General features: G+C 69.9%; 12 protein-coding genes. 2 read left to right on the forward strand and 10 right to left on the reverse strand.

Annotated features, from left to right (window positions below; translation table 11 throughout):
- Positions 1 to 76 precede the first annotated feature (76 nt).
- From ACXKR8_RS20280 to ACXKR8_RS20320, 9 genes are all read right to left on the reverse strand, one after another.
- Positions 77 to 1,024 (reverse strand): NAD-dependent epimerase/dehydratase family protein, encoded by a 948-nt coding sequence (locus ACXKR8_RS20280; RefSeq protein ID WP_458274296.1) that lies wholly within the window; start codon positions 1,022 to 1,024, stop codon positions 77 to 79.
- A gap of 39 nt (positions 1,025 to 1,063) precedes the next feature.
- Positions 1,064 to 1,963, reverse strand: coding sequence for a glycosyltransferase family 2 protein (locus tag ACXKR8_RS20285; protein ID WP_458274297.1), 900 nt, complete (start codon positions 1,961 to 1,963; stop codon positions 1,064 to 1,066).
- A 55-nt stretch (positions 1,964 to 2,018) separates the two neighbouring features.
- Positions 2,019 to 3,200 carry an acyltransferase family protein gene (locus ACXKR8_RS20290; protein WP_458274298.1) on the reverse strand — a complete coding sequence of 394 codons (1,182 nt, stop codon included), beginning with the start codon at positions 3,198 to 3,200 and terminating at the stop codon, positions 2,019 to 2,021.
- Between the two features lie 179 nt (positions 3,201 to 3,379).
- Positions 3,380 to 4,573: an elongation factor Tu gene (gene tuf / locus ACXKR8_RS20295; RefSeq protein WP_458274299.1), complete on the reverse strand. Its 1,194-nt coding sequence runs from the start codon at positions 4,571 to 4,573 to the stop codon at positions 3,380 to 3,382.
- 201 nt (positions 4,574 to 4,774) lie between these two features.
- Positions 4,775 to 6,880 (reverse strand): elongation factor G, encoded by a 2,106-nt coding sequence (gene fusA, locus ACXKR8_RS20300; RefSeq protein ID WP_458274300.1) that lies wholly within the window; start codon positions 6,878 to 6,880, stop codon positions 4,775 to 4,777.
- Positions 6,881 to 6,922: 42 nt separating this feature from the next.
- Positions 6,923 to 7,393: a 30S ribosomal protein S7 gene (gene rpsG, locus ACXKR8_RS20305; RefSeq protein WP_123497064.1), complete on the reverse strand. Its 471-nt coding sequence runs from the start codon at positions 7,391 to 7,393 to the stop codon at positions 6,923 to 6,925.
- Positions 7,394 to 7,396: 3 nt separating this feature from the next.
- Entirely contained in the window at positions 7,397 to 7,768 is a 372-nt protein-coding gene (rpsL, locus tag ACXKR8_RS20310) for a 30S ribosomal protein S12 (protein ID WP_014144289.1), read from the reverse strand.
- A 288-nt stretch (positions 7,769 to 8,056) separates the two neighbouring features.
- Complete coding sequence (locus ACXKR8_RS20315) at positions 8,057 to 8,800, reverse strand: DUF1707 and DUF4190 domain-containing protein (protein ID WP_458274301.1); 744 nt, start codon at positions 8,798 to 8,800, stop codon at positions 8,057 to 8,059.
- 167 nt (positions 8,801 to 8,967) lie between these two features.
- Complete coding sequence (locus ACXKR8_RS20320; RefSeq protein WP_458274302.1) at positions 8,968 to 10,419, reverse strand: DUF2637 domain-containing protein; 1,452 nt, start codon at positions 10,417 to 10,419, stop codon at positions 8,968 to 8,970.
- Positions 10,420 to 10,589: 170 nt separating this feature from the next.
- Here ACXKR8_RS20320 and ACXKR8_RS20325 point away from each other — a divergent pair, with 170 nt between their 5' ends.
- Positions 10,590 to 12,002, forward strand: a complete 1,413-nt coding sequence (locus ACXKR8_RS20325; RefSeq protein ID WP_458274303.1) for a DUF2786 domain-containing protein — start codon at positions 10,590 to 10,592, stop codon at positions 12,000 to 12,002.
- A gap of 78 nt (positions 12,003 to 12,080) precedes the next feature.
- Positions 12,081 to 14,432 (forward strand): helicase-associated domain-containing protein, encoded by a 2,352-nt coding sequence (locus ACXKR8_RS20330; RefSeq protein WP_458274304.1) that lies wholly within the window; start codon positions 12,081 to 12,083, stop codon positions 14,430 to 14,432.
- Positions 14,433 to 14,541: 109 nt separating this feature from the next.
- Here the strand turns inward: ACXKR8_RS20330 and ACXKR8_RS20335 are convergent, their stop codons facing one another.
- The gene (locus ACXKR8_RS20335; RefSeq protein WP_458274305.1) at positions 14,542 to 18,441 is read right to left on the reverse strand and encodes a DNA-directed RNA polymerase subunit beta'; all 3,900 of its coding nucleotides are present in this window, start codon (positions 18,439 to 18,441) and stop codon (positions 14,542 to 14,544) included.
- Between the last annotated feature and the right edge of the window lie 63 nt (positions 18,442 to 18,504).

The raw sequence follows: 18,504 nt of genomic DNA on the forward strand, positions 1-18,504 counted from the left end.
TTCAGGCAACGGGCCGCCCCGGGGCTCGCTCAGCTGCGGGTCTGCTCAGCTCGGGCTCAGCTCTGCTCGCTCGGGCTCAGCTCTGCTCGCTCGCGACGGCCTGCCACAGCCCCTTGACCGCGGCGGACAGCGGCTCCAGCGGCTCCCAGCCCAGGGTCTGCCGGGCCAGCCCCGCGTCCAGGCACTGCCAGTCGGTCTCAGGACCCGCGCCGACCGGGCCCGGGTCCTCGGTGACGACCGTGGGCACCCCGCTGACCTCGATCAGCAGTTCCACCATGGTGCGGGCAGAGACGCCCTCGCCCCGGCCGACGTTGACCACCGGAGCGGGCGCGGCGGCACGGATCGCGGCCGAGACCGCGAGGACCGCGTCGGCCAGCCCGATGAAGTCGCGCCGGGCGGTGAGCGGGGCGAGGGTGAGCTCCGCCGGAGCGCCGGCCGCGGCCGCCCCGGCCAGCTTGCGGGCCATCACCCCCAGCAGGCTGTGCCCCGGCTGCCCGGCCCCCACCACATTGCCCACCCGCAGGACCACCGCGTCCAGCCCGCCCGCGGCCACCGCCTCGGTGATCAACCGGGTGGCCTCCAGCTTGAGTTCGCCGTAGACCATCTGCGGCCGGGGCTCGAAGTCCTCGGCCTGGACCGTCCCGATCGGGGCCAGCCCGTACTCGTGCACCGAGCCCAACTGGACCAGCCTGACCCGTCCCTGCAGCAGGGTCAGCGCCTCCATGATCCGGCGGACCATGCCCACATTGGCGTCGACCATCTGCTCGTCGGTCAGCCCCCACATGCCGCCGGCCGCGTTGACGACCGTGTCGACGCCGTCGGCGCGCAGGATCTCGGCGAGCTCGGCCGGGGTGCCGGTACCGAGGTCGAAGCGGCGGAACGAGCCCGCGGGCAGGACGGCCGGCTGGTTCCTGGCGAAGGCGAAGACCTCGTCGCCGGCGTCGCTGAGGGCCTCGCAGAGGGCCCGTCCGATGAAGCCGGTCCCGCCCAGCACCGCGATCCGTCGGCGTTCCTGGTCAATCATGCGCTCAACTCCTGCACTTGCCCGCTCGTGGCGTTGGTCCTAGATACGTCGGGCCGGGCCCGCGGCGTACTTGAACAGGGTACGGGCCCCGTCGCGTCGGCCCGCCCGCAGCGCACCCGGCACCAGGGTCATGGCATGGATGCGGGAGGAGAGGTGGAGTCGGGACGCCTTGGCCGCCTTGCCCCAGCCGGCTTCCTCCATCCGCTGCGCCTCGTCCAGGAAGTAGCGGCGCGACTCGGTGAAACGGCTGCCGGAGAACGCGGTGGCGGAGGAGATGCTGACGGCGTGCCGGCGGTACTGGAAGCACAGGGTGTCGTCGACGATCATCTGCTCGCCGTCCCGCAGCAGGTCGATAACCAGGGCGAGGTCCTGGATGATCTCCAGACCGGGCCGGAAGCCCATCTTCCGCACCGCGTCGGTGCGCCAGCAGATCGAGGGGAAGTACAGCCAGTTGCCGCGCAGCAGACTGACCGCCAACTGCTCCCCGCCCATCAGCTTCCGGCCGGTGAAGCGGGGGGCGTACAGCCGCCGCTTGGACTCGTCGGCCAGGGTGGTGCTGGGCCTGCCCTGACCGTCGATCACCTGGACGCCGGGCTGGACCATCGCGGTGCCGGGGAACTCCGCCAGCGCCGCGCGCACCCCGGCCACATAGCCGGGCAGCATGATGTCGTCCGTGCCCATCATCACGAAGTGGTCGGCCGCCACCAGGCCGAGGCACTTGTCGTAGTTGCCGGTGACGCCCAGGTTCTGCTCGTTGCGCTCATAGCTCACCCGCTCGTCGCCGAGGGCGGCGAACCACTCGGGCACGCCCGGCTCCTTGCCGTCGTCGACCACGTGCAGGCGCCAGTCCGGGTCCGTCTGCGCCTGGATGCTGCGGACGGCATCCTGCATCAGGGCGACATCGCCGTAGTACGGCAACATGATGTCAATGGTCGTCATACCTAGAGCACCCAGTCGGAGTAGGAGTCCTGCGGTACCGCAAGGATGAGCCAGTCTACTGGTTGCCCACCGCTGCCCCTTCGGGCTCCGGGACGGCGGCCGCCGGTGCCGGGGCCTGCTCGGCTGACGGCCGGGGCGCGACGACCGCGCGCCGCCGCCGGTTCTGCGGGCCGATCTTGCGCAGCCACTGGTCGGCCGGATGCTCCACGAAGCGGTAGCAGAGCCAGGACAGCACCACCGCCAACGACAGCCAGGTCCACAGCGGCACCAGGTTCTGCCAGTGACTGCCCGGCACCGTCTTGACGTAGTGCCGCAGCGATTGGATCACCGTGAGGTGGATCAGGTAGAAGGCGTACGACCAGGTCCCCAGGGCGACCAGGATGGGCGACCGGAACACCGAGCGCTTGCCCGCGAGGTCGCGCCCCGCGGCGGAGATGATGAGCAGCGCGAAGGCCGGGGTCAGCAGCTGGTTCCACCAGTACATCCCGAGCCAGTGGTGCTGCATGCAGTAGCGGATCGCGTAGACGTCGGCCGCGATCACCAGCAGCGCGACGCTCATCGGGACCCGCGGCCGCCAGCCCTGGAGCATGGCTGCGGCGACGACGATCCCCAGCAGGAACTCCAGCGCCCGGTACGGCGGAATCCGCAGCACCAGCAGCAGATGGAAGGTACCCGGGTGGTGCGGGAGGTAGCTGTCGAACGCCCACTTGCGAAAGCCCAGATCCAGGCCGATCAGCAGAACGGCCAGCGCGGCCAGCACCATCGGCTTGGCCTTGATGATCGGGCGGATCACAAAGGGGAAGATCAGATAGAAGAAGGCCTCGGCCGACAGCGACCACGACACCGGGTTGCCGGTCAGCAGCACATTGGGATGCCAGGCCTGCAGCATGGTCACGCTGAGGATCACGTCGTTGTGGGCGACCGACCACACCTGGTGCAGCGCGACATACGCGAAGGCGGTGGTCACCACCAGGGCCGGCCAGATGCGCACCAGCCGGCGCCAGTAGAACACCCTCATCCTGGTGTCCTCGGAGAACGACCAGGCCAGCACGAACCCCGACAGGATGAAGAAGAACGCCACCCCCGCGTCACCGTAGAGGGTGTACTGACCGAGATACGGTATGCGGCACACCTGGCCGCTGTGGTAGACGAACACCGCCAGCGCGGCGAACCATCTGAGGCCGGTGAGCGAGTCCAACCGCTGGCTCCGGCGCTTGGGCGTGGATGGCAGTGACATTCAAAGAGTCCAAGAATTAGATGGGCGCGGTGCCAGGCTCAGAATATTAACAAGGGTCACACGCCACTCCTGCCCCGCTCATCCTCGGCCTTCGACCGTGTACGGCACAAGGGGCCCGCGGCATCGGATGATGCTGCGGGCCCCTTGGTGCACTGGTGGTGCAGGCAGGTCGGATCGTCCTACTTGATGATCTTGGTGACCTGGCCGGCGCCGACGGTCCGGCCACCCTCACGGATGGCGAACTTCAGGCCCTCCTCCATGGCGATCGGCTGGATCAGCGCGACCGTCATGGCGGTGTTGTCGCCGGGCATGACCATCTCGGTGCCCTCGGGGAGGGTGACGACGCCGGTCACGTCCGTGGTGCGGAAGTAGAACTGCGGGCGGTAGTTGTTGAAGAAGGGGGTGTGACGGCCACCCTCGTCCTTCGACAGGATGTACGACTGGGCCTCGAAGTCGGTGTGCGGCGTGACCGTACCCGGCTTGATGATGACCTGGCCGCGCTCGACGTCCTCGCGCTTGATGCCACGGAGGAGCAGACCGACGTTCTCGCCCGCCTGGCCCTCGTCGAGCAGCTTGCGGAACATCTCGATGCCGGTGACCGTGGTGGTGGTCTTGGCTTCCTTGATGCCGATGATGTCGACGGTCTCGTTGACCTTGAGCACGCCGCGCTCGATACGACCGGTGACGACGGTGCCACGACCGGTGATCGTGAAGACGTCCTCGATCGGCATCAGGAACGGCTTCTCGACGTCACGGGCCGGGGTCGGGATGAACTCGTCCACGGCAGCCATCAGGCCGAGGAGCTTGTCGCCCCACTCCTTGTCGCCCTCGAGCGCCTTGAGCGCCGAGACCCGCACGACCGGAAGGTCGTCACCCGGGAACTCGTACTCGGAGAGCAGCTCGCGGACCTCGAGCTCGACGAGCTCCAGGATCTCCTCGTCGTCCACCATGTCGGCCTTGTTCAGGGCGACGACGATGGAGGGGACGCCGACCTGGCGGGCCAGGAGCACGTGCTCCTTGGTCTGCGGCATCGGGCCGTCGGTGGCGGCGACGACGAGGATCGCGCCGTCCATCTGCGCGGCACCGGTGATCATGTTCTTGATGTAGTCCGCGTGACCGGGGCAGTCGACGTGGGCGTAGTGACGCGCCTCGGTCTGGTACTCGACGTGCGCGATGGAGATGGTGATACCGCGCTGGCGCTCTTCCGGCGCCTTGTCGATCTGGTCGAAGGCCGAGGCCTCGTTCAGGGTCGGGAAAGCGTCGTGCAGCACCTTGGTGATCGCCGCGGTAAGGGTCGTCTTACCGTGGTCGATGTGACCGATGGTGCCGATGTTGACGTGGGGCTTCGTCCGCTCGAACTTCGCCTTCGCCACTGGGGTCCTCCTGAGGACTGGTTCTGTACGCCGTACGACGTCAGGTGGTCTGGATTCGCGCCGGTCCCGGCAGCGGGGCTGCCGCTCGGTTCCGGCCCTGGGGGTGGGGGCCGGAGGGAGCCCGGAGACCGCCGTTGACACGGCGGGCTCCGAGCGTCCTCCTACAGCCTAAGGGGTGCTAACTCCCGGAATGTCCGGGAGTTACTCGCCCTTGGCCTTCGCGATGATCTCTTCCGCCACGTTCCGGGGAACCTCGGCGTACGAGTCGAAGGTCATCGAGTAGCTGGCGCGGCCGGACGTCTTGCTGCGCAGGTCGCCGACATAGCCGAACATCTCGGACAGCGGGACCAGAGCCTTGACGATACGGGCACCGCTGCGCTCCTCCATGGCCTGGATCTGGCCACGACGGGAGTTGATGTCGCCGATGACATCGCCCATGTAGTCCTCGGGCGTGGTGACCTCGACGGCCATCATCGGCTCGAGCAGCACGGGGGACGCCTTGCGGACACCCTCCTTGAACGCCATCGAACCGGCGATCTTGAACGCCAGCTCCGAGGAGTCGACATCGTGCGAGGCGCCGTCGAGCAGGATCACTCGAACACCCTGGAGCGCGTAGCCGGCGAGGATGCCGAACTCCATCGCTTCCTGGGCGCCGGCGTCCACCGAGGGGATGTACTCCTTCGGCACACGGCCACCGGTGACCTTGTTGACGAACTCGTAGCCCTCGCCGGACTCCAGCGGCTCGATCGCGATCTGGATCTTCGCGAACTGGCCCGAACCACCGGTCTGCTTCTTGTGCGTGTAGTCGATGCGCTCGACGGCCTTGCGGATCGTCTCGCGGTAGGCCACCTGCGGCTTGCCGACGTTGGCCTCGACCCGGAACTCACGCTTCATACGGTCGACCAGCACCTCGAGGTGCAGCTCGCCCATACCCGCGATGATCGTCTGGCCGGTCTCCTCGTCGGTGTTGACCTGGAAGGACGGGTCCTCCTCGGCCAGCCGCTGGATCGCGACGCCCAGACGCTCCTGGTCGCCCTTCGACTTCGGCTCGATCGCGACGCGGATGACCGGGGCCGGGAAGTCCATGGACTCCAGGATCACCGGGTGCTTGTCGTCGCTCAGGGTCTCGCCGGTCGTGGTCTGCTTGAGACCCATGACGGCGACGATGTCGCCGGCGCCGACCGAGTCGATCTCCTCGCGCTTGTTGGCGTGCATGCGGTAGATCTTGCCGATGCGCTCCTTGCGGCCCTTCACCGAGTTGAGGACGGCGGTGCCGGCCTCGAGTCGCCCGGAGTAGATCCGGATGAAGGTCAGCTTGCCCAGGTGCGGGTCGGACATGATCTTGAACGCCAGCGCCGACAGCGGCTCGTCGTCCGAGGCCTTGCGGAAGATCTCCACCGACTCGTCACCGGGCTTGTGGCCCATGACGCCCTCGACGTCGATCGGCGAGGGGAGGTAGTTCACCACCGCGTCGAGCAGGGGCTGGACGCCCTTGTTCTTGAACGCGGTGCCGCAGAAGACCGGGGTGAAGTTACCGGCGATGGTGCCGCGGCGAATGCCCGCGACCAGCTGCTCCTCAGTGGGCTCCTCGCCCTCCAGGAACAGCTCCATCAGCTCGTCGTCGCCCTCGGCCGAGGTCTCCAGGAGCTTGGCGCGCCACTCCTCGGCGATCTCGGTGTGCGACGCCGGGATGTCGACGGTGTCGTACATCTCGCCCTTGGCGGCCTCGGCCGACCAGAGCAGCGCCTTCATCCGGACCAGGTCGATGACGCCGATGAAGTCGGCCTCAGCGCCCACGGGGAGCTGCATGACCAGCGGGACGGCGCCCAGGCGGTCGATGATCGAGTCGACGCAGCGGAAGAACTCCGCGCCGGTGCGGTCCAGCTTGTTGATGAAGCAGATGCGCGGGACGTTGTAGCGGTCAGCCTGACGCCACACGGTCTCGGACTGGGGCTCGACGCCGGCGACACCGTCGAACACCGTGACGGCACCGTCCAGGACACGCAGCGAACGCTCCACCTCTACGGTGAAGTCCACGTGGCCGGGGGTGTCGATGATGTTGATGGTGTTCTCAATGCCGTCCACCGACCAGTGACAGGTCGTCGCGGCCGACGTGATCGTGATGCCGCGCTCCTGCTCCTGCTCCATCCAGTCCATGGTGGCAGCGCCATCGTGGACCTCACCGATCTTGTACGAGACGCCGGTGTAGAAGAGGATCCGCTCGGTGGTGGTCGTCTTGCCCGCGTCGATGTGCGCCATGATCCCGATGTTGCGGACCCTGGCAAGGTCAAGGGAGGTTGCAGCCATGGTGGCTCGTCTCTCTCTTTCTTGTTTCTGACGGGGTTCGGACTACCAGCGGTAGTGGGCGAAGGCCTTGTTGGACTCGGCCATCTTGTGCGTGTCCTCGCGACGCTTCACCGAGGCACCCAGGCCATTGCTGGCGTCCAGGATCTCGTTGAGCAGGCGCTCGGTCATCGTCTTCTCGCGACGGGCGCGGGAGTAGCCGACGAGCCAGCGCAGCGCGAGGGTGTTGGCACGACCCGGCTTGACCTCGACCGGCACCTGGTAGGTGGCGCCACCGACGCGGCGGGACTTGACCTCCAGCGTCGGCTTCACGTTCTCCAGCGCGCGCTTGAGCGCGACGACCGGGTCGGCGTTGGTCTTCTCGCGGACGCCCTCGAGGGCGCCGTACACGATGCGCTCAGCGGTGGAGCGCTTTCCGTGCAGAAGGATCTTGTTGACAAGCGACGTCACCACAGGGGAGCCGTAAACCGGGTCGATGATGACCGGGCGCTTCGGGGCGGGGCCCTTACGAGGCATTGTTTACTTCTCCTTCTTGGCGCCGTAGCGGCTGCGGGCCTGCTTGCGGTTCTTGACACCCTGGGTGTCGAGCGAGCCGCGGATGATCTTGTAACGCACACCCGGCAGGTCCTTCACACGACCGCCACGCACGAGCACGATGGAGTGCTCCTGCAGGTTGTGGCCCTCGCCCGGAATGTAGGCGGTGACCTCGATGCCACTGGTGAGGCGCACGCGGGCGACCTTGCGAAGCGCCGAGTTCGGCTTCTTCGGGGTGGTCGTGTACACACGCGTGCAGACACCGCGGCGCTGAGGGGAACCCTTCAGTGCGGGCGTCTTGTTCTTCTCGACCTTGTCCTGCCGGCCCTTTCGGACCAGCTGCTGAATCGTAGGCACGCTATCTCCGTCTTCTTTGTGCCATCTCTTGGTGTAACTACCCTGGTTGTGTCACGTCGACGTCCGACCCACGCGGTCGGGTGTGTCGAGCCACTCATCCCTCCACTCGACCCCTTGCGGAGGAGCGGTGCGGCAAGTGCGGTTCCCATGAAGCGGCGGCGAATACGCACGCACGCACAAGAGACCCGGGGACACCCCAGGCACAAGGACAGAGCCTACCTAGCGCATCGGCGCGGGTCAAAACAAATAGATAGCGGTCGACTGCTAGCCGTCCGCGGTCGGCTGCCCTCAGCCGCCCTGGCCGCTGGAGGCCACCGAGACGAAGATGATCAGGATCCAGAACGCCACGCCCAGCCAGCCGAGGACCAGCCCGGCGGTGGCCATGCCGTCGCCCTCCTCGTCCTGCCGGTGGATCTGGGACTTCGCGATGTGGCCGCAGATGACGGCGGGGATCGCGGTGGCGCCGAAGGTCGGCAGCTGGGCCAGGCCCAGCACCAGCGAGGCGACGGCGAGGCCGTTCTTCGGGCGCCGGTAGACGGGCGGCGGGGCGAACGGGTTGCCGTACCGGTCGTACGGGCGCTGGTAGCCGTAGCCGTAGGGGCCGGGGGCCGGCTGCGCGTAGATGTACGGCTGCGGGTGACCGTACGGCTGCGGGTAGGGCTGCGGCGGGTACGCGGCGAAGGGCGCCGGGACCGGGCCCGGCGCCAGGTACGGCGTGGGCATCGGCCCGCTGGGGAGGTCGTGGACGATGCCCGCGAGCTGGCCGTACGTCTGCGCGCGGTAGATCCGGTCGACCCGCTCGTTGTACTCCTCCGAGGTCAGCCGCCCTTCGGCGAAGGCCGACTTGAGGACGTCCACGGTGCGCTCCCGGTCGGCGTGGGAGGCCCGCATGGTGGCGACCTCGTCCATCGACGGCTGCGCGGGCAGCGGGCTGCTCTGCTGCGGCGGGGCCTGGCTCGGGCTCGGCTTGGCCAGCGGCACGCCGTCCTGCCACGGCTGGACCGGATGCCTCGGCTGCTGGTTCGTGGACAAGGACGACCTCCCCGAATGCGCCCGGACGCGGAGGAGCGGGCACGAGCTCTGAACCCCATAGTGCAAGACGATCGGGCTGAACGCATCGTGCCCGCCAGGCTGTCGAGGAGTTGTGACACAACCTCAGGCCCCGCGGCGGCTCGTGGACGACTGCTACGGGGAGACCCCTACTGGGTGACCCCGTCGTAGCGGGCCAGGAAGCGTTGCTCCAGCTGGGGCCAGGCGCGGCGCAGGGTCTCCGTGCTGATCGGCCGGTCCCCGCTGGGGGCGGCCAGCCCGCGGAACTCGAACAGGTAGTCGGCCAGCTGGGCCGGCGCCGGGTCGTGGTTGTACGCCTCGCGGTAGGCGACCAGGCCGTCGAAGTAGGCGTCCAGGGGGTCGGTGCCCTGAGCCGGGTCTGTCGCGGCCTCGGCCGCGGCTGCGGCCTCGGTCGGGAGGTCGGCGCGCGGGGGCTCCGGCTCGGGGTTCGTCCTGGGCTCGAACCAGGCCTCGGGGCCGTCCTCCGCGGCGGAGTCGGCGTCACCGGGGTGCTGCTGGGGGGTCCAGGCGCCGTTGCGGACCGCGCCGTTCGCCGACGCCGCAGCGGCCGCAGGCCGGGACGGGTCCTCGGCGGAGGCCTCGGGGTCGTGCGGCGCGATGTCGTGCAGCGGGGTGCGGTGGCGGTGGGTGGCGAGCTTGGTGAGCAGGCTCACCGCGACCGGGTCGGGGCCCTGGGGCTGCGGTACCGCCTGCGGGGGCTGCTGGTGCAGGGGCTGGGGCTGGTTCTGCTGGGGCTGGTTCTGCTGGGCGAGTTGCTGCGGGGTGGGCCAGGGCTCGGCCGGCGCGGTGGCCTGGACCGGAGCTGCCGCCGGAGCCGCGGCGGCGACCGGCGCTGCGGGGGCGGGGGCCGCTTCCTGAGCGGCGGGCGCGGCGGGGGCCGGCAGCGCCTGCTGCTGGGCCGACTGGGCCGGTATCCGGCGGACGACGTCCAGGTCGAGCGGGACGCCGTACTTGGCCAGCTTCAGCGGCAGCAGCGTCTCGATCGGCGCCTGGCGGCGCCAGGCCCGGCCGTACTGGGCCCGCAGGTGGGTGCGGTAGACGAGACGGTTCTGCTCCAACCGCACCACCTCGTCGTAGGAGCGCAGCTCCCACAGCTTCATCCGGCGCCAGAGCCGGAAGGTGGGCACCGGCGAGAGCAGCCAGCGCATCAGCCGCACCGACTCCATGTGCCGGTCGGCGGTGATGTCCGCCATCCGTCCGATGGCGTGCCTGGCCGCCTCGACCACGACCACGAAGAGCACCGGGATGATCGCGTGCATGCCCATCGCCAGCGGATCGCCCCAGGAGGACGCGGCGTTGAAGATCACGGTGGCGCCGGTGAGCAGCCAGGCGGTCTGCCGCAGCAGCGGGAACGGGATCCGCAGCCAGGTGAGCACCAGGTCCAGGGCGAGCAGGACGGCGATGCCGACGTCCACGCCGATCGGGAACACATAGGAGAAGTCGCCGAAGCCCTTGTGCAGGGCGAGGGTGCGCACGGCGGCATAGGACCCGGTGAAGCCGATGCCGGCGATGATGAAGGCGCCGACGGCGACCACGCCGATGAGCGCGCGGTGCGCGCGGGTTATCGCAGGGCCAGCCATGGCTCGTTCAACCCCTGGGTGTGACGGTCGATGGTTCCGCGATGGGACGTGAGTGGAGGACAGCTTGCCACAAGCGCGTGTCGGTTCGGCTCCGGGCTCAGTTCACCTGGGACTCCTGGACAATGGGGTCAGCGAAGGTGGCCGTACGAGCAGGAAGAAGGAGGGCTGTGATGGGCAGGCGCAACCAGGAGCACCGCCGTGGGCGGAAGCGGGAGCAGGCTGCCCATGAGCGCCCGCAGCAGTCCCAGCAGCAGGCCCATGCCCAGGAGGGCGGCCCGGGAGAGCCCTCGTTGCAGGAACTGGTGGAGGCGGCCTTCAGCGGGGTGCTGTACGCCTCGGAGGCCGGCTACCACCTGGCCCTCGACCAGGGCGCCAGCATGCTCTCCGAGCCGGCCGCACGCTGGCCCAGGACCAGCCGGGCGGCGCTGCTGGTGACCGCGGCGCTGCTGGCGCGGCTGTGGCAGGCCGGCTGGCAGCCCGCCGACCTGGCGCGGGCGGTCCGGCGGGAGCTGACCCCGCAGCACTCCCGGCTCGTGGTGGACCTGGTCGCGGCCGAGGTCCGCGGTTATGCGGCGGCCGCGCTTGACCCGCGCTGGTCGGACCAGCTGCGGGAGTTGGAGGCCTCGGTCTGGTGGGCGGACGACGACGCCTTCCTCGGCGGGATCGCCGAGCGGGAGCGGGCGGACCGGTTCACGGTGGCCACCCTGCTGCTGGAGCTGTACCGGCTGGTCGGACGGCTGCCTCCGCTGACGCCGCTGGGCCCGCCGCCGGGAGCGGTGCCGCGCAACGGCGGCTCGACCGTGTTCTTCGCGCAGAAGACCGGTTCCGAGCCGAGGATGCTGGGCCGGATCAGGGCGCTGCTGGCCAAGGCCGAGTCCACCGAGTTCCCCGACGAGGCGGAGGCGCTGACCGCCAAGGCGCAGCAGCTGATGGCGCGGCACAGCATCGACGAGGCGCTGCTCGCGGCGTCCTCGGGCAGCCGGGCCGAGCCGGGGGCCTGCCGGATCGGCGTGGACAACCCCTACGAGGCGCCCAAGGCGCTGCTGCTGGACGCCGTCGCCCACGCCAACCGGGCCACCTCGCTGTGGACCAAGGAACTGGGCTTCTGCACCGTGGTCGGCTTCCCGGCCGACCTGGAGGCGGTGGAGCTGCTGTACACCTCGCTGCTGGTGCAGGCGACCACGGCGATGAACAGCGCCGGCATACAGGGCGGAGGCGCCGGGGGCTCGCGGACCAAGTCGTTCCGGCAGTCGTTTCTGATCTCCTACGGCTCGCGGATCAGGGAGCGGCTGGCCGAGGCCACCGCGCAGGCGACGGAGGAGGCTCTCGCCGGGCTGCGGGCGCAGGACCCGGGCCTTGACGGCACCGGTTCCGAGGGCTCGGACGGCTCGGACGGCGGCTCCTCGCTGCTGCCGGTGCTGGCCGCGCGGGAGGAGGCGGTTCGCGAGTCGACCGAGCGGATGTTCCCCAACGCCCGGGCCGGCCGGGCGATCCGGGCCAGTGACTACGAGGGCTGGACCCAGGGACGGGCCGCGGCAGACCGGGCGCAGCTGCGCGGCCACGGGGCGGCGCTGCGGCGGTAGTGACCGCTGCGGCCACGGGCGGAGAGCCGTCCGCGCTACGGTCGACTGGTCCGACGGTTACGTCCCGGGAGAGCACCTGTGAAGACCCTCCAAGCCCTGGCCGAGCAGCTCTCGGCGCTCAGCCCTGACGACCTGGCCGCGCTGCTGGACACCCGCCGGGTGCGTGCTGTTTCCCAGCGTTCGGGTCCACAGCGCTCGGGCGCACAGCGCGGGGCCTCGGGGCCGGCCGAGTTCGAACGGCTGGCCGGGGCGCTGCTGGAGGACCGGTCGGTGGCCGAGGCGGTGGGCCGGCTCGACACCCCCGGGGTGCAACTGCTGTCCGCCGCGGTGTGGCTGGCCGCGCAGCGGCACGGGGTGCTGCGGGAGCAGCCGTACTGGACCCAACTGGAGCCGTCCGAACGGGCGGTGCCGGTACCGGCGCTGCTGGACTTCCTGGCCGGGGACGACGCCGGGTTGCGGAAGGCGGCGGAACGGACCCTGACGGGCCTTCAGCGGCTGCTGCTGGTCCTCCCGGCCGGGGAGGGCGAACTGGCGCTGCCGGCCTTCGTACAGCGGCACCTGGCCGAGGCGGTCGGGTTGGGTCGTCCGGCCGGGCGACTGATGACCGACGCCTTCAACGCCCCGGAGGTGCACCGGATCGCGGCCGGTCTTGATCTGCCGGCCAGTAGGAGCCGGGACGCCGCACAGGCCGCCGTGGTCGCCGTGCTGGGCGACCCGGAGCAGGTACGGGCGCTGCTCGCCGCGGCCCCGCAGCCGGCCCGCGACCTGGTCCTGCGGATGGTGCGGGAGGCGCCGCGGCTGCGGGTCGGCTGCTTCGTCCCGCTCGGCGGCTTCCACTACGGCACCGGGACCAAGTACCAGCTGCGGCCGGTCGGATCCGGCTCCCCCGGGGCGGACTGGCTGGCCGAGCACGGGATGGTCGTGCCGATCGGCCTGGAGCTGGTGGAACTGGTGCACGAGGTGATCGCCGCCGTCACCGACGGCCGGGTCACCGCGCGCTTCGATCCCGAGCCGCCGGAGCTGACCGCAGGGCTGCGGCCGGTCCCCGACTCGCTGAGCGAAGCCCAGTCCGCGGCCGCCTCGGCCAGCCGCAAGGTGGAACTGCTGCTGGCCGCCTGCGCCGCCGCTCCCCCGGCCATCCGCAAGGTCGGCGGCCTGGCCGTACGGGACACCCGGCGGCTGGCCAAGGCGATCGAGGCGGCGGAGGAGCAGACCCGGCTGTGGATCGACCTGGCCTACAACGCCGACCTGCTCGGCGACCACCAGGAGCCGTCCGACGTCCCCGCACCGCGCGGGCGGGGACGTCGGCCCGTCGCGCCGAGCGCGCCGCTGCGGCTGCTGCCGACCGGTCGCTACGACGCCTGGCTGGCGGGGTCGCCCGCCGAACGGCTGGTCCCGGTGGTGACCGCCTGGACGGTGCTGCCGGAGCTGCTGACCTGGTGGCCGGACCAGCAGGAGGAGACCCCGGTGGCCCTGGTCGCACCGGCCGACCGGGACGCGGTGCCGCTGCGCAGGGAGCTGCTGGCGGCCCTGGCCACGCTGCCGCCGGGCCAGGGCCTCGGCCCGGCCGCCGGGCTGGCCGCCGACGACCTGGCACGGCTGGTGGAGCTGGTCAACTGGCACTGCCCGGCGAGCGTGCCGGTCGGCCGGACCAGCGGGGAGCGGGTGCTGGCCACCCTGGTCGAGGCCGAGCTGCTGGGCGCCGTCGCCCACGGCAGGCTGACGCCGCTGGGCGTGAGCGCGCTGGCCCTGCTGGAGACCGACGCGGCCGAGTGGTTCCCGGCCGTCCCGGGGATCGCCCAGGGCGGCAGCGGCTACCGGAAGCTGGTGGACGGCCTGCGGGCGGCCGCAGCCGGGCTGCTGCCGCCACCGCAGCGGACCGCGCGGTTCCAGGCCGACCTGACCGCGATCGCCGCCGGAGCGCCCTCGGCGGAGCTGGCCGAGCTTCTGGGCTCGGCCGCCGACCGGGAGTCCGAGGGGCATGCGGTGGTGTGGCGGTTCAGCGCCGCCTCGGTACGCCGCGCGCTGGACGGCGGGCGGTCCGGGGAGGACCTGCTGGCGGGGCTCAGGGAGGTCGCCGAGGGCTCGCTGCCGCAGCCGCTGGAGTACCTGGTCCGCGACGCCGGGCGGACCCATGGCCGGGTCCGGGTGGTGCGCTCCGCCTGCTGCGTCCGCTCCGACGACGAGGCGCTGGTGCTGGAGCTGTCGAAGAGCCGGATGCTGGCCAAGGTGGGGCTGCGCCGGATCGCGCCGACGGTGCTGATCAGCACCCACTCCCCCAGCGCCACCCTGGACGCGCTGCGCGCGGCGGGGTACGCGCCGGTGCTCGAAGCGGAGACGGGCGTGACCGTGGTGGAACGCGCCCCGGGAACCCGGGCGGAGTCCCGGATGCCGTCCATGGAGCGGATGCGCCGGCACCGGGGGCTCTGAGCCGCGTCCAGGCCTTCTTGCCCGCCGGACCTTCGGTGGGAACGCCGCAGGGCGGCCACCCCGAGTGATCGGGATGGCCGCCCTGCGGTTTGCTGCGGTGCTACGAGGCTCAGCCCGTGTAGGGGCCGTAGTCGTAGTCGTCCAGCGGGACTGCCTGGCCGGAGCCGGAGCCGAACGGCGAGTAGTCGATGTCGTCGTAGCCGACGGCCGAGTACATCGCAGCCTTCGCCTCCTCGGTGGGCTCGACCCGGATGTTGCGGTAGCGGGGAAGACCCGTACCGGCCGGGATGAGCTTGCCGAGGATGACGTTCTCCTTGAGGCCCAGCAGCGGGTCCGACTTGGCGTGGATCGCCGCGTCGGTGAGCACCCGGGTCGTCTCCTGGAAGGAGGCGGCCGACAGCCAGGACTCGGTCGCCAGCGAGGCCTTGGTGATACCCATCAGCTGCGGACGGCCGGAGGCGGGCTGGCCGCTCTCGGACACCACACGACGGTTCTCGGTCTCGAAGCGGCCGCGCTCGACCAGCTCGCCGGGCAGCAGCTCGGCGTCGCCGGACTCGATGATCGTGACCCGGCGGAGCATCTGCCGGATGATGATCTCGATGTGCTTGTCGTGGATCGACACACCCTGCGAGTTGTAGACCTTCTGGACCTCGGCGACCAGGTGGATCTGCACCTGGCGCTGGCCCAGAATGCGCAGCACGTCGTGCGGGTTGACGGTACCCGCGGTGAGCTGCTGGCCGACCTCGACGTGCTCGCCCTCGCTGACCCGGAGCTTGATGCGCTTGGAGATCGGGTAGGGGATCTCCTCGCTGCCGTCGTCCGGGGTGATGACGAGCTTGCGGGTCTTGTCGGTGTCCTCGATCCGGACCCGGCCCTCGGCCTCGCTGATCGGGGCCACACCGCGCGGGTTACGGGCCTCGAACAGCTCGACCACACGGGGCAGACCCTGGGTGATGTCGTCACCGGCCACACCACCGGTGTGGAAGGTGCGCATCGTCAGCTGGGTGCCGGGCTCACCGATGGACTGGGCGGCGATGATGCCGACCGCCTCACCGATGTCGACCAGCTTGCCGGTGGCCAGCGAGCGGCCGTAGCACATGGCGCAGGTGCCGACGGAGGACTCGCAGGTCAGGATCGAGCGGGTCTTGATCTCGGTGATGCCGAGACGGATCAGCTCGTCGATCAGGACGTCGCCGAGGTCGGTGTTGACCGGGGCCAGCACCTGCCCGTCGATGACGATCTCCTCGGCCAGCGCCCGGGCGTAGACCGCGGTCTCGACGTCGTCCCGCTTGCGCAGCACGCCGTCGGCGCCACGGTCGGCGATCGGCAGCTTGAGGCCGCGCTCGGTGCCGCAGTCCTCCTCGCGAATGATGACGTCCTGGGAGACGTCGACCAGACGACGGGTGAGGTAGCCCGAGTCGGCGGTCCGCAGGGCGGTGTCCGCGAGGCCCTTACGGGCGCCGTGGGTGGAGATGAAGTACTCCAGCACGGAGAGGCCCTCACGGAACGACGCCTTGATGGGTCGCGCGATGGTCTCGTTCTTCGCGTTGGACACCAGTCCACGCATACCGGCGATCTGACGCATCTGCATCATGTTTCCGCGAGCCCCGGAGTCCACCATCATGAAGATGGGGTTGGTCTTCGGGAAGTTCGCGTTCATCGCCTCGGCGACCTCGGCGGTCGCCTTGGTCCAGATCTCCACGAGCTCCTGCTGGCGCTCGTCCTTGGTGATCAGGCCGCGCTCGTACTGCTTCTGGACCTTCTCGGCCCGCTCCTCGTAGCCCTCGAGGATCTGGGGCTTGTTCGGCGGGACCACGATGTCCGAGATGGAGACGGTGACGCCGGACCGGGTGGCCCAGTGGAAACCGGTCGCCTTCAGGTTGTCCAGCGTTGCCGCCACGACGACCTTGGGGTACCGCTCGGCGAGGTCGTTGACGATCGCCGAGAGGTGCTTCTTGTTGATCTCCTCCTCGACGAACGGGTAGTCCTCGGGGAGCTGCTCGTTGAAGAGCGCGCGGCCCAGGGTGGTCCGCAGACGGACCTGCTCGCCCTCCTGCCAGGTCGGCTTCCCGTCCTCGTCGACCGGGGGGACCCAGCCGCGCGGCGGGACGGTGCCCAGCGGGAGGCGCAGGTCGATCTCGGCCTGGAGGTCCAGGTCCTTGGCGTCGAAGGCCATGACGGCCTCACCGGTCGAACCGAAGGCGCGACCGACACCGCGGAGGGTGTCGGGCTCACGGGTCGAGGTGAGGAAGAACAGGCCCAGCACCATGTCCTGGGTCGGCATGGTGACGGGGCGACCGTCGGCCGGCTTCAGGATGTTGTTGGAGGACAGCATCAGGATGCGGGCCTCGGCCTGCGCCTCCGCGGAGAGCGGAAGGTGCACGGCCATCTGGTCGCCGTCGAAGTCCGCGTTGAACGCGGTGCAGACGAGCGGGTGGATCTGGATGGCCTTGCCCTCGACCAGCTGGGGCTCGAAGGCCTGGATACCGAGGCGGTGCAGGGTGGGCGCACGGTTCAGCAGCACCGGGTGCTCGGCGATGACCTCTTCGAGGACGTCCCAGACCACCGGGCGGGCGCGCTCGACCATGCGCTTGGCCGACTTGATGTTCTGCGCGTGGTTGAGATCCACCAGGCGCTTCATCACGAACGGCTTGAAGAGCTCCAGCGCCATGGCCTTCGGCAGACCGCACTGGTGCAGCTTGAGCTGCGGGCCGACGACGATGACCGAACGGGCCGAGTAGTCGACCCGCTTGCCGAGCAGGTTCTGGCGGAAACGACCCTGCTTGCCCTTGAGCATGTCGCTCAGGGACTTCAGCGGCCGGTTGCCGGGACCGGTGACCGGGCGACCGCGGCGGCCGTTGTCGAACAGCGCGTCGACGGCCTCCTGCAGCATCCGCTTCTCGTTGTTCACGATGATCTCGGGGGCGCCGAGGTCAAGGAGACGCTTGAGGCGGTTGTTGCGGTTGATCACGCGGCGGTACAGGTCGTTCAGGTCGGAGGTCGCGAAGCGGCCACCGTCCAGCTGCACCATCGGGCGGAGGTCCGGCGGGATGACCGGGACGCAGTCCAGCACCATGCCCGAGGGCTTGTTGGTGGTCTGCAGGAACGCGGAGACGACCTTGAGGCGCTTGAGCGCCCGGGTCTTCTTCTGGCCCTTGCCGGTCTTGATGATCTCGCGGAGGCGCTCGGCCTCCTCCTCCAGGTCGAAGGTCTCGAGGCGCTTCTGCAGCGCCGCGGCACCCATCGAACCGGAGAAGTACGTGCCGAAGCGGTCGCGCAGCTCGCGGTAGAGCAGCTCGTCGCCCTCGAGGTCCTGGACCTTGAGGGTCTTGAAGCGGGCCCACACCTCGTCCAGGCGGTCCAGCTCGCGCTGGGCCCGGTCCCGGAGCTGCTTCATCTCGCGCTCGGCGCCTTCGCGCACCTTGCGGCGCACGTCCGCCTTGGCGCCCTCGGCCTCGAGCTCGGCGAGGTCGCCCTCGAGCTTCTTGGCGCGGGTCTCCAGGTCGGAGTCGCGGCGCTGCTCGATCTGCTGCCGCTCGACGGACACCTGGGCGTCCAGCGAGGACAGGTCACGGGTACGGCGCTCGTCGTCGACCCACGTGATCATGTAGGCGGCGAAGTAGATGACCTTCTCGAGGTCCTTGGGAGCAAGGTCCAGGAGGTAGCCGAGGCGTGAGGGCACGCCCTTGAAGTACCAGATGTGCGTGACAGGGGCGGCCAGCTCGATGTGGCCCATCCGCTCACGACGCACCTTGGCGCGAGTGACCTCGACGCCGCAGCGCTCGCAGATGATGCCCTTGAAGCGGACACGCTTGTACTTACCGCAGTAGCACTCCCAGTCCCGGGTCGGGCCGAAGATCTTCTCGCAGAAGAGTCCGTCCTTCTCGGGCTTGAGGGTGCGGTAGTTGATGGTCTCGGGCTTCTTAACCTCGCCATGGGACCACTGACGGATGTCGTCAGCGGTCGCAAGGCCGATTCGCAGCTCATCGAAGAAGTTGACGTCGAGCACGGGTCGTCAGTCCCACCTTCGGGGTCGAAGTTTAACGCTGGTCTGAGGGGGTCCTGGGGGTGA

It is taken from the genome of Streptacidiphilus sp. PAMC 29251 (assembly GCF_054208735.2).

What these genes read in the sequence shown, in the direction of transcription:
- ACXKR8_RS20280 (WP_458274296.1), bottom strand. Translation starts at nt 1,024, where the DNA reads ATGATTGACCAGGAACGCCGACGGATCGCGGTGCTGGGCGGGACCGGC.
- ACXKR8_RS20285 (WP_458274297.1), bottom strand. Translation starts at nt 1,963, where the DNA reads ATGACGACCATTGACATCATGTTGCCGTACTACGGCGATGTCGCCCTG.
- ACXKR8_RS20290 (WP_458274298.1), bottom strand. Translation starts at nt 3,200, where the DNA reads ATGTCACTGCCATCCACGCCCAAGCGCCGGAGCCAGCGGTTGGACTCG.
- fusA (WP_458274300.1), bottom strand. Translation starts at nt 6,880, where the DNA reads ATGGCTGCAACCTCCCTTGACCTTGCCAGGGTCCGCAACATCGGGATC.
- rpsG (WP_123497064.1), bottom strand. Translation starts at nt 7,393, where the DNA reads ATGCCTCGTAAGGGCCCCGCCCCGAAGCGCCCGGTCATCATCGACCCG.
- ACXKR8_RS20320 (WP_458274302.1), bottom strand. Translation starts at nt 10,419, where the DNA reads ATGGCTGGCCCTGCGATAACCCGCGCGCACCGCGCGCTCATCGGCGTG.
- ACXKR8_RS20325 (WP_458274303.1), top strand. Translation starts at nt 10,590, where the DNA reads ATGGGCAGGCGCAACCAGGAGCACCGCCGTGGGCGGAAGCGGGAGCAG.